The following is a 14,227-nucleotide window of genomic DNA, read 5'->3' as shown; positions in this document are numbered from 1 at the left end:
TGCCGTGTTCGCGCTTGCCATGCGCCGCGCCGTGGGCGGCCATGGCAGCGGCGGGCTTGCTGTTGGCGCGGAACCGGGCGCATGCTAGCTTCCCTGCCGATTCGACGGCGGACGGGGGAAATGGCGGGTCGCGCAGCAATGCGCCGGCGTCGCTTTCGCCCGGCCCGCGGTGCGCAATCGCCAGCGAACCGGCCGCGGGCCGGTCCATGACCCTGCCGATAGAATGGGGAACATCTCTCCCCGATGCGGAGCCTGTCCATGAGCGCGAACGATATTTCTTCCCGGTACACACTCTCCAACAGCTTCTTTTCCGCCCCGCTGGCGGAGGCTGATCCGGAGATCGCACGCGCCATCGATCTCGAACTCGGTCGCCAGCGCGAGGAGATCGAGCTGATCGCCTCGGAAAACATCGTTTCGCGCGCGGTCATCGAGGCGCAGGGCTCCGTGCTGACCAACAAGTATGCGGAAGGTTATCCGGGCCGGCGCTACTACGGCGGCTGCCAGTTCGTCGACATCGCGGAAAACCTCGCCATCGAGCGGGCCAAGAAGCTGTTCGACGCAGGCTATGCCAACGTGCAGCCCAATTCGGGCTCGCAGGCCAACCAGGCGGTGTTCCTCGCGCTGCTCCAGCCGGGCGACACCTTCCTCGGGCTCGATCTCGCGGCGGGCGGGCATCTCACGCACGGCGCGCCGCCCAACCTCTCGGGCAAGTGGTTCAAGCCGGTTTCCTACACCGTGCGCGAGGACGATCACCGCATCGACTACGATCAGGTCGCCCGTGTCGCCGAAGAGCACAAGCCGAAGCTCATCATCGCCGGCGGCTCGGCCTATTCGCGCTTCTGGGATTTCGCCCGCTTCCGCGAGATCGCGGACTCGGTGGGCGCCTATTTCTTCGTGGACATGGCGCATTTCGCCGGCCTCGTCGCGGGCGGCGTGCATCCCTCGCCGTTCCCGCATGCGCATGTCGCCACCACGACAACCCACAAGACGCTGCGCGGCCCGCGCGGCGGCCTCATCCTCACCAATGACGAGACCATCGCGAAGAAGATCAATTCGGCGATCTTCCCCGGCCTGCAGGGCGGCCCGCTGATGCACGTGATCGCGGCGAAGGCCGTGGCGTTCGGCGAGGCGCTGCAGCCGGAGTTCCGGCTTTACGCACGCGCCGTGGTCGACAACGCCGCCGTGCTGGCGAAGACCATCGCGGACGCCGGCTACAGCATCGTCTCCGGCGGCACGGACAACCATCTGTTCCTCGTCGACCTGCGCAGCAAGGGCCTTAACGGCAAGGCGGCCGAGGCGGCGCTGGGGCGTGCGCATATCACCTGCAACAAGAACGGCGTGCCGTTCGACACGGAGAAGCCGACCATCACCTCCGGCATCCGTCTCGGCACCCCGGCCGGCACGACGCGCGGCTTTGGTACGGAGGAGTTCCGCGAGATCGGGCGGCTCATCGTCACGGTGCTCGACGGCCTCGCGGCGAACGGCGAGGACGGCAACGCGGCTGTGGAGGTGCAGGTGAAGGACAAGGTCCACGCGCTGACGGCCCGCTTTCCGATCTACGCCTGATCGGGTTCATCCATGCGTTGCCCCTATTGCGGAAGTCTCGATACGCAGGTCAAGGATTCCCGGCCGGCGGAGGACAGCACCGCAATCCGGCGGCGGCGCGTCTGCCCCGATTGCGGCGGCCGCTTCACGACCTTCGAGCGCGTGCAGTTGCGTGAGCTGACGGTGATGAAGCGCTCCGGCAAGCGGGAGCCGTTCAACCGCGACAAGCTCGCCCGTTCGGTGATGGTGGCGCTGCGCAAGCGCGCCGTCGATGCCGAGCGGGTCGAGCGCATGATCAGCGGCGTCGTCCGCCAGCTTGAGCAGACGGGCGAGGCCGACGTCACCAGCGAGCAGATCGGCGAACTGGTGATGGAGGGCCTGCGTCAGCTCGACAGCGTTGCCTTCGTCCGCTTCGCGTCCGTCTATCGCAATTTCCGCGAGGCGAGCGATTTCGAGGCCTTCGTCGGTGAACTCGCCGGCTACAAACCGGAGCTTGCAGGAACGGCGGAAGACGCCGATGATGCGCCGGACAGCGCAGGGCAGGCGAAATCCGATGACTTCAAGCGATGACGGAAGGCAAGGCGCCATCGACGGGCGCTTCATGCGCGAGGCGCTGGCGCTGGGCTGGCGCCAACAGGGGCTGACATCGCCCAACCCTTCGGTCGGCTCCGTTATCGTGCGGACGGTGGAGGGCGCGCCGGTCGTCGTGGGGCTCGGCGCGACTCAGGAAGGTGGCCGGCCGCATGGCGAGCCCGTCGCGCTCGCCATGGCCGGCGAGGCGGCGCGCGGTGCGACCATGTATGTCTCGCTCGAACCCTGTTCCCACCACGGCCGGGCCGGCCCGTGTTCGGATGCGATCATCGCCGCCGGCGTGGCGCGCGTGGTGACGGGCGTCGAGGATCCCGACCCGCGCGTCGCCGGACAGGGCCATGCGCGCATGCGTGCCGCGGGCGTCACGGTGCATACCGGCGTGCTCGCGGACGATGCGTTTCGCATGCATCGGGGGCATATCCTGCGTGTGACGCTGGGGCGGCCGCTGGTGACGCTGAAACTCGCCCGCACGGCGGACGGCTTCGCCGCGCGCGCGGCTGGCGGCAGACTGCTGATCACGGGGGCCGCGGCCAACGATCAGGTGCATCTCATGCGCGTTCACGCGGATGCCATCATGGTGGGCGTCGGCACGGTGCTCGCCGACGATCCGCAACTGACCGTGCGGCTGCCCGGCCTCGATGCGCGCTCGCCGATCCGCGTCGTCCTCGACAGCACCCTGCGCCTCCCGCCCGACGCACGCCTTGTCGCGGGCGCGTCGCAGGTGCCGACATGGGTCGTGACGACCGACGCCGCGCCGGCCGATCGCGAGCAGAAGCTCGCCGCGGCCGGTGTCGTGGTGATCCGCGTCGCGGCGGAGCGGGACGGGCGCGTGTCGTTGCCGGCCGCGCTGGCCGCGCTGGCGCAACGCGGGATCGCGCGGGTATTTTCCGAAGGCGGCCCTGCGCTCGCGGAAGCGCTGGCCGGCGCCGGCCTCATCGACGAGGCGCTGATGCTGACCGGGCCGCAGGCGTTGCCGGCCGGCGAGGAGGGCTCCGGCCTTCGGGCCATCGGCCCCGCGCTCGCGGTCGCGCTCGCCGATCCGGCGCAGTTCAGGCTGCATGAGACAGGCTATTGGGGGCTCGACCGCTTCGAAAAATTCGAAAGGCCATTCTGATGTTTACAGGCATTATTTCAGATGTCGGCGAGATTGTCTCGGTGCAGTCCTTCCAGGGCACGCTGCGTCGTCTGCGCATCAATTCCCGGTTCGATCCCGAAACCATCCAGCTTGGCGCATCCATCGCCTGCGGCGGGCCGTGCCTGACGGTGGTGGCCTTCGGCCCGCGCGAGGGTGGCGCGTGGTTCGAGGTCGACGCCGCCGCCGAAACGCTGGCGCTCACCACGGTGGGCGACTGGCAGGCCGGCACGCGCGTCAATCTGGAGCGGGCGCTGAAGATCGGCGACGAATTGGGCGGCCATCTCGTCTCCGGCCACGTCGACGGCATCGCCGATCTCGTCGCCCGCGACGAGATCACCGAACGGGAGGAGGGCGCGGGCGCACAGAGCTGGGGCGAGACGGCACGCTTCACGCTGCGCGCGCCGCGCGAACTCGCGGCCTTCATCGCCGCCAAGGGATCGGTGACGCTCGACGGCACGTCGCTGACCGTCAACACCGTGGAGGACGACCTGTTCACGGTGCTGCTGATTCCGCACACGCTGCAGATCACCACCTGGGGCGAGCGGAGGGCAGGCGACCGCATCAATATCGAGGTCGATCTGATGGCGCGCTATGCGGCGCGGCTTGCGCAGGCGCGGGCGGCGGGTTACTGACAAGGTTGACGCGGCGTCTTTGCGCCAGAAACTGAAGGAGCGTTCAGATGGCACAATCGGTCCGGATCGCTGATGATGATTTCTCCGCCGTTTTCGGCGCGAAGGTTCTGATCGTCGAGGCCCGCTACTACGCGGACATCGCCGACGAGTTGCTGAAGGGCGCGCGCGCCGTGCTTGAGGCCGCCGGCGCGGAAGTCGAGGTGATCACGGTGCCGGGCGCGCTGGAGATTGCTCCCGCCCTCGCCATCGTGCTGGAGGAGGGGCCGGAGGTCGACGCCGCCGTGGCGCTTGGCACTGTCATCCGCGGCGAGACCAGCCACTACGACATCGTGGCGGGCGAAAGCGCGCGGGCGCTGACGGATCTGGGGCTCGAATTCCTGCTGCCCATCGGCAACGGCATTCTCACCGTGGAGAACGAGGAGCAGGCGTGGGCGCGGGCAAGGGTGACGGGCGAGGACAAGGGCGGCTTCGCCGCACGCGCGGCGCTCGCTGTGCTCGGCATCCGGCGCCAGATCGCAAACAGGGTTGAGGATTGATGTCGAAAACGGAAAAGCGCAGCGCGGCGCGGCTCGCCGCCGTGCAGGCGCTGTACCAGATGGAACTGACGGGGGCCGGCGTCCTTGACGCCACCGTCGAGTTCGAGCGCTTCTGGAACGGCAAGGAAATCGAGGGGCTGACGTTCAAGCCGGTCGAGGACGCTTTCTTCCGCGACCTCGTCGCGGGCGTGGTGCGCGAGCAGAAGACGATCGACCGGCGCGTGGACGAGGCGCTGGCGAAGGGCTGGCCGCTGAAGCGAATCGAGACGGTTCTGCGCGCCATCCTGCGCGTGGCCACCTTCGAGCTGCTGTTCCGCACGGACGTGCCGCCGCGCGTGACCATTTCGGAATATGTCGATGTGGCGCGGGCCTTCTATGACGATGACGAACCCGGCCTCGTCAACGCCGTGCTCGACACCCTGGCGCGCAGCGACCGCGCGGAGGAGCTGGCCGCCCGCAACTGATATCCGCGCGGGCACCGGCCACGCGGCCTTTTGCCACTTGGAAGGGGTGCGACATGACGGTTGCCTCGCTGAGCGAAGACGCCCTGATCAGCCAGTTGTTCGCGCCCATCGCCGGGGCAGGTTCGCTCGATCTGCGCGACGACGCCGCGCTGCTGCCGGCGCCGGCAGGCTCTGAACTGGTGCTGACCGTCGATGTCGTGGTCGCGGACGTGCACTTCTTCCGCAACGATCCGCCTGGCACGGTGGCGCGCAAGGCGCTGCGGGTCAACCTGTCCGATTTGGCCGCCAAGGGCGCCGAGCCGCTCGGTTTCCTGCTCGCGCTCTCGCTGCCGAAGGATACGTCGCTCGCCTGGATCACGGCGTTTTCCGAGGGGCTTGGTGCGGACGCGCGGGTCTACGGCTGCCCGCTGCTCGGGGGCGACACCGTGCGCACGCCGGGGCCGCTCACCGTCTCCATCACGGCGCTCGGGCGCGTGCCCACGGGCTATATGGTGCGGCGCACGGGCGCGCGGGCGGGCGATATCCTGGCGGTGACCGGCACCATCGGCGACTCCGCGCTGGGCCTGCGTCTGCGGCTCGCCGAACGTGACGCCGGATCCCCCGCAGGCGAGGGGGCACCGCAGGAAGCCGGCTGGCGCGATGTGCTCACTCCGGCCGAACAGACCCATCTCACGCAGCGTTATCTGCTGCCGGAGCCGCGCAATGCAGTGGCTCTCGCCCTGCGCGAACATGCCGGCGGCGCGATGGACGTGTCGGACGGGCTGATCGGCGATGCGCGCAAGTTTCTGCGCGCTTCTGGCGTTTCGGGCGATATCGATCTCGACCGGGTGCCGCTCTCGGCAGCGGTGCACGCGGCCGTGGAGGCGGCGCCGGAGATGCTGCTCGCGGCGGCGACGGGCGGCGACGACTACGAGGTGCTCTGTTCCGTCGCGCCGGAGCGGTTCGGCGCGTTCCAGCGCCTGTGCGAGGGGGCGAATGTGCCGGTGGCCGCCATCGGCCGCGTCACGGCTGGCGACGCGCCGCTGACGGTGCGCCGGGACGGCGTGGAGATTACTGTCGAACACGGCTCGTTCTCCCATTTCTGAGCCCGGCCGCATCCGGAGCGGCGGGGCCGACGAAAATTCATCCTGCTACAAACCGCCATTTGCCAACGGCGTGTAATTCTGGTGCATTGAAAGGAGCGCATGATCCCATGCCGCGCAGGCGTGCGGACGAACCGTGTCGTCCGGGCCCGTCGCGAAAACCTTGGGACGCCAGAGGGGGAACAGTATGCTCGCACTCTCCATCGTTATTGCCGCAGGCGCCTTATCCATCATCTACGGCATCGTCACCGTCCGCGCGGTGATGGCGGCCGACACCGGCACGCAGCGCATGCGCGATATCGCCGACGCGATCCGGGAGGGCGCGCAGGCCTATCTGCGCCGCCAGTACACCACCATCGCGCTCGTCGGCATCGTGCTGTTCGTGCTGCTCGGCTTCGTGCTCGGCTGGATCGTGGCGGGCGGTTTCGCCGCCGGTGCCGTGCTTTCGGGGGCGGCGGGCTTCATCGGCATGAACGTTTCGGTGCGTGCCAACGTGCGCACGGCGCAGGCGGCCACCAACTCGCTGGCTGACGGGCTCGACATCGCCTTCCGCTCTGGTGCGGTCACCGGCCTGCTGGTGGCGGGGCTTGCGCTGCTCGGCGTCGCAGTGTCGTTTGCGGTGCTCGTCCATGGCATCGGCTACGCGCCCGACAGCCGCACGGTCGTCGACGCGCTGGTGGCCCTGGGCTTCGGCGCCTCGCTGATCTCGATCTTCGCCCGTCTGGGCGGCGGCATCTTCACCAAGGGCGCGGACGTCGGCGGCGATCTCGTCGGCAAGGTCGAGGCGGGCATTCCGGAGGACGATCCGCGCAACCCGGCGACCATCGCGGACAACGTGGGCGACAATGTCGGCGATTGCGCTGGCATGGCCGCCGATCTCTTCGAGACCTATGTCGTCTCGATCGTCGCCACCATGGTGCTCGCCATTGTTGCCTTCGCCGGCTCGCCCTCGCTCGGGGCCGTGCTGCTCTATCCGCTGGCGATCGGCGCAGCGTGCATCGTCTCTTCCATCGCGGGCACCTTCTTCGTGCGGCTTGGCGTGACCGAATCCATCATGGGCGCGCTGTACCGCGGTTTCATCGCTACGGGCGTGCTGTCGCTCGCCGCGCTGGCGCTGGTTACCTGGCTGGTGTTCGGCGACCCCACGGCGGCGCTGACCACGGCCGGCGGCGAAACGTTCTCGCCCCTGGCGCTTTTTGGCTGCGGCGTGATCGGTCTGCTGCTGACGGCTGTGATCGTGGTGATCACGGAATACTACACCGGCACGCAATATCGGCCCGTACAATCGATTGCCGCCGCCTCCCGAACGGGGCACGGCACCAACGTCATCCAGGGGCTCGCCGTCTCGCTGGAGGCGACGGCGCTGCCGGCGCTGGCGATCATCGCGGCGATCATCGGCGCGAACGCGCTTGCCGGCCTCTTCGGCATCGCGATCGCGGTGACGGCGATGCTGGCGCTGTGCGGCTTCGTGGTGGCGCTCGACGCCTTCGGCCCGGTGACGGACAATGCCGGCGGCATCGCGGAGATGGCCGGCCTGCCCGCTCGGGTGCGCACGGCGACGGACGCGCTCGACGCGGTGGGCAACACCACCAAGGCAGTGACCAAGGGTTACGCCATCGGCTCGGCCGGGCTCGGCGCGCTGGTGCTTTTCGCCGCCTATACGTCAGACCTCGCCCATTTCACCGCTCATCCAGACCTCTATACTTATTTCGCGGGTGTTACCGTCGATTTCTCGCTGTCGAATCCCTTCGTCGTCGTGGGCCTGCTGTTCGGCGGCCTGTTGCCTTTCGTGTTCGGCGGCTTCGGCATGACGGCGGTCGGGCGCGCGGCCGGCTCGGTAGTGGAGGAGGTGCGCCGTCAGTTCCGCGAGAAGCCGGGCATCATGACGGGCGAATCGCGTCCCGACTATGGCCGCGCCGTCGACCTGCTGACGCGGGCGGCGATTCGGGAAATGATCCTGCCTTCGCTGCTGCCGGTGCTGTCGCCGCTGGTGTGCTTCGGTGTCGTCCTGCTGGTAGCGGGCCGCAGCGATGCCTTCGCGGCCGTGGGCGCGATGCTGCTCGGCGTGATCGTCACCGGCCTGTTCGTCGCCATATCCATGACCTCCGGCGGCGGTGCGTGGGATAACGCCAAGAAATTCATTGAGGAAGGCCACTTCGGCGGCAAGGGCTCAGAAGCCCACAAGGCGGCGGTGACCGGCGACACCGTGGGCGACCCCTACAAGGACACCGCAGGGCCGGCGATCAATCCGATGATCAAGATCACCAACATCGTCGCGCTGCTGCTGCTGGCCGTGTTGGCGCACGGGTGAGACGTCGCCTGTGCACGGACGGCAGAGCACTGTGAGCAGTGGATAAGTTACATGTTATTGATATGAAAAGAGAATATCTCCATCCACTGCTGGCTCCAGCGGTGGATGGCCAGTTGAAAGCGCCGGGAGCAGCCAAAAAATAGGAAAATTGCCGGCAAGGTACTGGACAGCACCGCCGCGGTTTGCTAATTCAGCATCCACACGAGGCGCTGTCCTGACGGGCTGCCGCCGGGATGCGGTTTTATCCGCTCCAGTGTCGATGGGCGCATAGCTCAGTTGGTAGAGCAGCTGACTCTTAATCAGCGGGTCCTAGGTTCGAGCCCTAGTGCGCCCACCATCGACAAAGTCTGTTGCATCAACAGCTTTCGTGTAGGCGTCCGCTATATTCTCCTCCGCGAGTTCTTTCAATCAACAAGATCGTTAATCGATGGATGTCGTATCCAGTCGATATGTCGCGTTCTGATGAGCCGTCTGAGCGCAGGGTTGCGGATACGTCATGCGGAGACGTCGATAGCGCACAGGTTATGCGCTAGAGTCATAAGTATCGCAACATGTTTTTATTCATATTAATAAGAAAAAATTCCTAATATATGAATATTAGCAAGAAATTTTCCTTGTAGAGGCCATCTCTCAATTGCCGTCAATTGGCAGCTCCTAGCAATTGTGCCTTTTATATGCAATAATATACTGTATTGGGTCATCGCGTCCCACACGCGACACCTGCGAGGAAGCGCCCATGACCGATGATGCTCTCAACATGCCCCCTGCGGCCGAAGTCGCCACGCGCGCAGTCAGACAATCGGAAAAGCCAACGACTGCTCCCTGAAGTATTTCACGCCATACATGCAATATATGGGACGACCGATATGACTGCATCACTCCATCCGGCGGCTCCACATGCTCTGCCTGTTTTCATCGCGCCGCCTGGAGAGACTGATGTCCTCATGGTGGTCATGGCGGTATTTCTGATCCTTGTCGTGCTTGGCGCCGGCACCCTGTTCCTGCGGCTGCATACCATGCCCGAACGTATTGCCCACAGGGGACGCAAGCTCCAGTTCGAGATCGTTGCGGTGCTGGGCTTGCTGGCCCTTTTCACGCATGTGCATCTCTTCTGGGTCATTGGCCTGCTGCTGGCTCTGGTCGATATCCCGGACTTCGCCAGCCCACTCCGCAGGATGGCGGGAGCGCTTGAGAAGATCGCCGGCCTGAAACAGGGCGAGGGCGCGCCGGAGCAGTCGGATGAAAACGCCGATGATTTGCTCGTTGCCGGCGCTTCAAAGGAGCAGTCCCATGTTTGAGCTTCTTCTCTGCTCCTTCCTGACGATTCTTCCGGATTATCTCTACCGCCGCTATGGACAAGGAAAGCGGATCGGCAAGGAAATCACCTTCTACTCGGTATGGTTCGAGTTGCGATGGGGCATCGTCGCATGCCTGATGCTGACAGTAGGGCTGATTACGGTAATTTTCTACAATCACCCATCGACAACGAACGCCACTGCTTTCTTCAGGACTGTTCCGATATTGCCGGAAACAAACGGTCGTGTCGCTGAAATCTATGTGGGCATCACCGACGAGATCAGGCAGGGGCAGCCGATATTCCGGCTCGACAGCTCTAGGCAGGAGGCCGCGGTCGAGCTGGCCAGACGCCAGATCGCCGAGGTCGAGGCCGCGCTGATCGTCTCGCAGGCGGACATCCAGGCAGCCGAGGGCCGGTTGCAGGAGGCGAGGGGCGCCCATCAGCAGACTGTGGACGAACTGGAGGCCAAACAAGAAATTCAGCGCCGCAATCCGGGCGCTGTCGCGACGCGCGATGTCGAGAAGCTTCAGGTCGCCCTCCAGAGCCGTCAAGGCAGCATCAACGCCGCCCTCGCCGCCAAGGCCCAGGCCGAAGCGCGGATCGCCACCCTGCTGCCCGCGCAGAAGGCCAGCGCCGAGGCAGCCCTTGCCCAGGCGCAGGTGGAGTTCGACAAGACCGTCGTCCGGGCCGGTGTGGACGGACGGGTGGAACAGTTCACGCTGCGGGTCGGCGAAATCGTAAATCCTTTCATGCGGCCGGCTGGCGTGCTCATTCCCGAAGGCGCCGGAAGGGGGCGCCTCCAGGCGGGGTTCGGGCAGATCGAGGCGCAAGTCATCAAGCCCGGCATGGTGGCGGAAGCTACCTGCGCATCGAAGCCATGGACGGTCATTCCCATGGTGGTGACGGACGTGCAGGATTTCATCGCCTCCGGTCAGGTCCGCAGCGGCGAGCTATTGATGGACGCTCAGCAATCGAGGCAGCCAGGCACGATCCTGGCCTATCTTGAGCCGCTCTACGAAGGCGGCTTTGACGGTGTGACGCCCGGTAGCAACTGCGTCGCCAACGCCTACACCAGCAATCATGACCTGATCGCTTCGGGCAACGTGGGCACGCTGAAGAAACTGGCTCTTCACGGAGTGGATGCCGTCGGGCTGGTGCACGCCATGCTCCTGCGTATCCAGGCGCTGGTGTTCCCCATCCGGACTCTCGTACTTGGCGGACACTGAGACGCCGGACGACCGGTCGGGACTATTCGTGCGAGTCGGAGGTGGTCAGTCCCGGCGTGTGTCGTCGCCGTTGGCGCCGCGGCGCCAATAGGCGGCAACCTGGTATTTTTCGCGCGGAAGTCCTTCCTCTTTCAACAGGAACTGCTTGATTGCGCGCGTTTGCGCGTGTTCGCAGCCAGTCCACACGAAGGGCGTGTCGCCGCCGTCGCGCAGCCATGGGTGCTGGCGGAGAGCCTTTTCCAGCAGGTCGGTGCCGCCCGCTCCGGCGCCATGCCGGTGCAGCCAGCGCAGATCGAGGCGGGCAGGGCATGGCAGCGCCTGCTCCTCCGATGCATCGGCGACTTCCACGAACGCCGCCACCTCGGCCTCAGCCGGCATCGTCTCCAGCAGCCGGCCGATGGCGGGCAGGGCGGTTTCGTCGCCGAGCAGGATATAGCGCCGCGCCTCGCCGATGGAACCGCCGCCGGGGCCGGTCATGCCCACCACATCGCCGGCCTTTGCGCGCAACGCGAAAGCCGCGCCCGGGGCATGATCGTGGTCCGGATCGCCCCCGGGGCTGGCATGCAACACCATGTCGACGACGACTTCGCCCTTCTCCGCGTCGATGCTGCGGATGGTGTAGACGCGCGCGGCGGGTTTCGCCGCGCCTTCCGGCCATTGCGGCCGTCCGTCCTCGCCGCTCACCGGCCACTGCGGCGTTTCGGCGCCGGGCGGCGGAAACAGCAGGCGCACGTGCAATCCGCCGTTCGCGAAGCGGCCGAGATCGTGGCCGGCCAGCACGACGCGGCGCATGAGCGGCGTCACGTTGCTCGCGGACAGAACGCGCATCTCGCGGAAATAGGGCAGGGGCTCGCCGGCCTTGCCGTCGCCGCTCCAGCGGATGACCGGCTTCTGCCCGTCGGCAAGCGCCAGGATGTGGTCGGCTACGATCAGCTTGAGGAACGACAGCCCGGCCGCGTCGGCGCTATCGATGGCGATTGCCAGCGCGTCGTCGAGCACTTCGGCCTGCGCCGTGCCGTAGTCGGAGGTGAGCCGCGCGCCTCCCTCGAAGCGTTCCACCGGCACGTGCTCCGCCAGATGGGCGCACAACCCGTCGAGTATCGCGCGGGAGTCCTCCAGCAGAATGCGGGTGCTGGCTGTCAGACGGGCAGGATGACGCGCTTCGCTCATGGTCGGTACTCTGTATGTCATTGGCCCGCGCGCCGATTCAGACGCGCAAGGACATCCGGATAAGCTGTTCTTGCTGTATCGGCGTTGATTTGAATAAATATAAATAAATAAAAACAACACCTTGGCAGCAGTGTTTATTTATCATGGTGCAGCGGAAAGACAAGCGGGCATAAATATTTTAATTATTATAAATTATAAAAATTAAAAAGAAATTTTCTCCGATATTATAATTCGATTATTGCTCAGTATTCTTGCGACGGATGCAGGTTTTCGTCGAAGGACAAGGGTCGATAAACGGCAACGAAGCCCGATCCGATTCGGGGCGGGCTCCATGGCGCCTTGTTTCGGGCGTGCGTGCCGGTGACTTCAGACGGGGCGGGGACGGCCGATTCCGAGTTCGGCGATTGCTTCCCGCAGTTCCCGGTTCGGCAGTTTGGTCAGGTCCTTGGAGATCTCGTTGACGACCGTCTCACGCAGCGCGGCGGGAAGTATACGGCGGATGACGCCGAGCAACCGCGGCTCCGCGATGATGGCGAGCTTGTCGAACTCGTGCGTGGCGTGGCGCCGTTCAAGCTCTTCGAGCAGCGTCGCGGCGAACGCCGCCTCCTGCTCCTGAACGGGATCGGAAGTATATTCCATCGCCGAGCGCCGCACGCCGTGGGACGAAAAGGCGCGGCCCGGTTTGTCCGCCATGATCTCGCGCAGTTGCTTGTGATCGATCTCGAAGACGAGGTCTTCCGGCCGTTCCCCGGCCTCAAGGCTCGTTCCGAGATCGCGGACGATGCGCGCGCGTGCGCCGTCTGCTACCAGGACCCAGGTTTTTTCTGCTCTCATGGCTCATACCTCCTGCCGCATCCGCCTCCCCGCTGCAACGCGGGATCGTCCGTGCGATCAGACGAGGGCGATGGCGGAAGCGTATGGCCCCTGTTCGCCCTCATGCTCCGAAAAGCTTACTTCTGCACCCTCCGCGAGCGTCAGCCATTGCTGGTCGGACGTCATGCTCTCGCGGCGGAAGAAAAACTCGCGCCCGTCCTGCCCGGCGATGAAGCCGTAGCCCTCGTCGGGAACGAGCCGCGCGACCTTCCCGCGCAGGGTCTCGGGATGCGCCTTGACACGATGGCCGCTCATCTTGCGGACAATGTCTTCAAGCTGGCGCTGCGCGGAATTGAAGCTGTCGCGAATGGCGACATAGACGTCCTCGTGCGCGTGCTCGTCCTGCTGGGGTCTGCCCGTCACGATTTCCGCCCCCGGCACAGTGAGGTTTACCTGCACGCGGTAGAGCCTGCCCTGCTGGCCGTGCCGGTGCGGCGCTTCGATCAGGACGGCGCATGACGTAATCCGGTCGTGAAAGCGTTCCAGACGGCCGATCCTCTCGCGCACCACTTCTTCCACCGACGGCGAGGGTTCCATTCCGCGGAACCGGATTTGCGGCTCGATCTGCATGGCAGACCTCCGACTGCTCTGCTGAACTGGCTACATTCTGGAACGCCTGCCGCGGCGCTACATTGATTCGCATCAACAACGGCACGGGACGGCGCCCGCATCATGCGGCGGGCGGCGGGAGCCTGTGTCTCAGCGCGACGGCGAGGAGAAGGCCGAGCATCGTCGCGTTGAGCAGGTGCCACAGGAAATGCGTCCCGAGCGGCAGATGAGCGCAGGCCGCCAGATCGACGGAACGGAAAAACAGCGACAACGCAAACACGAGGCCAGCGCTGACGATGAGGCGCGCACCCGGCCGGCCGGACCACGCGAACGCCGCCGCGAAAGCGACAAAGATCAGCACGGCGGGGAGATATTGTGTCGACTGGTTGGTGCGCTCGCCGATTCCGTCCGGCAGCAGCCGCATCACAAGTGCAATGGCAGCGAGGCCGATGGCCAGCACCCCGCCGGTCGCCGGCCATCCGAGGGCGAAGGTGCGCCGCAGCGTGAAGACGACATAGACGGCGACGAAACTCCAGATCGGCAGGACGTCCGCGAGCGCGGACCAGCGGTTGGCGAACGTATGAAACAGGAAGGAGCCGACGCCGATCGCGGCCACCCACAGGCAAAGGATGCGGATCCAGATGTCGGCCCCGTCTGAGCGGGCCCGGTGCAGGGCGACGAGGCCGGCCAGCACGAAGGCGGCGTTGGAAAAGGCGTTGACCGGTTCGGCCCAGAAGCCGGGTCCGGTGCGTTCGCAATAGATATCGACGGCTTGCATCCAATGCATTCCGAACTCCTCCGGCTCGCCGAACCCGC

14 protein-coding genes and 1 tRNA gene are annotated in these 14,227 nt (G+C 65.8%); 11 read left to right on the top strand and 4 right to left on the bottom strand.

Going from position 1 to position 14,227, the window contains the following annotated elements:
• Positions 1 to 258: 258 nt before the first annotated feature.
• The 11 genes from glyA (at position 259) to ACFFJ7_RS19335 (ending at position 10,819) form a co-directional block, all read left to right on the top strand.
• Positions 259 to 1,566 carry a serine hydroxymethyltransferase gene (glyA, locus tag ACFFJ7_RS19385; protein WP_377594605.1) on the top strand — a complete coding sequence of 436 codons (1,308 nt, stop codon included), beginning with the start codon at positions 259 to 261 and terminating at the stop codon, positions 1,564 to 1,566.
• Between the two features lie 12 nt (positions 1,567 to 1,578).
• On the top strand, positions 1,579 to 2,115 hold the full coding sequence (gene nrdR, locus ACFFJ7_RS19380; protein ID WP_377594603.1) for a transcriptional regulator NrdR: 537 nt from the start codon (positions 1,579 to 1,581) through the stop codon (positions 2,113 to 2,115).
• Positions 2,099 to 3,250 carry a bifunctional diaminohydroxyphosphoribosylaminopyrimidine deaminase/5-amino-6-(5-phosphoribosylamino)uracil reductase RibD gene (gene ribD / locus ACFFJ7_RS19375; RefSeq protein WP_377594601.1) on the top strand — a complete coding sequence of 384 codons (1,152 nt, stop codon included), beginning with the start codon at positions 2,099 to 2,101 and terminating at the stop codon, positions 3,248 to 3,250. The genes nrdR and ribD overlap by 17 nt, the downstream gene beginning before the upstream one ends.
• Positions 3,250 to 3,903: a riboflavin synthase gene (locus ACFFJ7_RS19370; protein ID WP_166955973.1), complete on the top strand. Its 654-nt coding sequence runs from the start codon at positions 3,250 to 3,252 to the stop codon at positions 3,901 to 3,903. The genes ribD and ACFFJ7_RS19370 overlap by 1 nt, the downstream gene beginning before the upstream one ends.
• Positions 3,904 to 3,950: 47 nt before the next feature.
• Positions 3,951 to 4,439: a 6,7-dimethyl-8-ribityllumazine synthase gene (gene ribH / locus ACFFJ7_RS19365; protein ID WP_377594599.1), complete on the top strand. Its 489-nt coding sequence runs from the start codon at positions 3,951 to 3,953 to the stop codon at positions 4,437 to 4,439.
• Complete coding sequence (gene nusB / locus ACFFJ7_RS19360) at positions 4,439 to 4,903, top strand: transcription antitermination factor NusB (protein ID WP_377594597.1); 465 nt, start codon at positions 4,439 to 4,441, stop codon at positions 4,901 to 4,903. Before ribH ends, nusB begins: the two co-directional genes overlap by 1 nt.
• A gap of 53 nt (positions 4,904 to 4,956) precedes the next feature.
• The gene (thiL, locus tag ACFFJ7_RS19355; protein WP_377594595.1) at positions 4,957 to 5,988 is read left to right on the top strand and encodes a thiamine-phosphate kinase; all 1,032 of its coding nucleotides are present in this window, start codon (positions 4,957 to 4,959) and stop codon (positions 5,986 to 5,988) included.
• A 184-nt stretch (positions 5,989 to 6,172) separates the two neighbouring features.
• Positions 6,173 to 8,296, top strand: a complete 2,124-nt coding sequence (locus tag ACFFJ7_RS19350; protein ID WP_377594593.1) for a sodium-translocating pyrophosphatase — start codon at positions 6,173 to 6,175, stop codon at positions 8,294 to 8,296.
• A gap of 261 nt (positions 8,297 to 8,557) precedes the next feature.
• Positions 8,558 to 8,633 (top strand) — tRNA-Lys (locus ACFFJ7_RS19345).
• Positions 8,634 to 9,162: 529 nt separating this feature from the next.
• Complete coding sequence (locus ACFFJ7_RS19340; RefSeq protein WP_166955964.1) at positions 9,163 to 9,594, top strand: hypothetical protein; 432 nt, start codon at positions 9,163 to 9,165, stop codon at positions 9,592 to 9,594.
• Positions 9,587 to 10,819, top strand: coding sequence for an HlyD family secretion protein (locus ACFFJ7_RS19335; RefSeq protein WP_166955962.1), 1,233 nt, complete (start codon positions 9,587 to 9,589; stop codon positions 10,817 to 10,819). Before ACFFJ7_RS19340 ends, ACFFJ7_RS19335 begins: the two co-directional genes overlap by 8 nt.
• 45 nt (positions 10,820 to 10,864) lie before the next feature.
• On the opposite strand, the gene ACFFJ7_RS19330 is transcribed toward ACFFJ7_RS19335, so the two are convergent.
• The 4 genes from ACFFJ7_RS19330 to ACFFJ7_RS19315 all read right to left on the bottom strand — a co-directional run bounded on the left by ACFFJ7_RS19330 (position 10,865) and on the right by ACFFJ7_RS19315 (position 14,198).
• Positions 10,865 to 11,989, bottom strand: a complete 1,125-nt coding sequence (locus ACFFJ7_RS19330) for a DUF2218 domain-containing protein (protein WP_377594591.1) — start codon at positions 11,987 to 11,989, stop codon at positions 10,865 to 10,867.
• Positions 11,990 to 12,355: 366 nt separating this feature from the next.
• Positions 12,356 to 12,823, bottom strand: a complete 468-nt coding sequence (locus ACFFJ7_RS19325; protein ID WP_377594589.1) for a host attachment protein — start codon at positions 12,821 to 12,823, stop codon at positions 12,356 to 12,358.
• A gap of 57 nt (positions 12,824 to 12,880) precedes the next feature.
• On the bottom strand, positions 12,881 to 13,432 hold the full coding sequence (locus tag ACFFJ7_RS19320; RefSeq protein ID WP_377594586.1) for an HPF/RaiA family ribosome-associated protein: 552 nt from the start codon (positions 13,430 to 13,432) through the stop codon (positions 12,881 to 12,883).
• A gap of 100 nt (positions 13,433 to 13,532) precedes the next feature.
• The gene (locus ACFFJ7_RS19315) at positions 13,533 to 14,198 is read right to left on the bottom strand and encodes a ceramidase domain-containing protein (RefSeq protein WP_377594584.1); all 666 of its coding nucleotides are present in this window, start codon (positions 14,196 to 14,198) and stop codon (positions 13,533 to 13,535) included.
• Positions 14,199 to 14,227: the final 29 nt, after the last annotated feature.

It is taken from the genome of Pseudochelatococcus lubricantis, assembly GCF_042432495.1.
GTDB lineage: Bacteria > Pseudomonadota > Alphaproteobacteria > Rhizobiales > Beijerinckiaceae > Pseudochelatococcus > Pseudochelatococcus lubricantis.
Note: the sequence above shows the minus strand (reverse complement) of the source record. Positions and strands in the feature narration are given on the sequence as shown.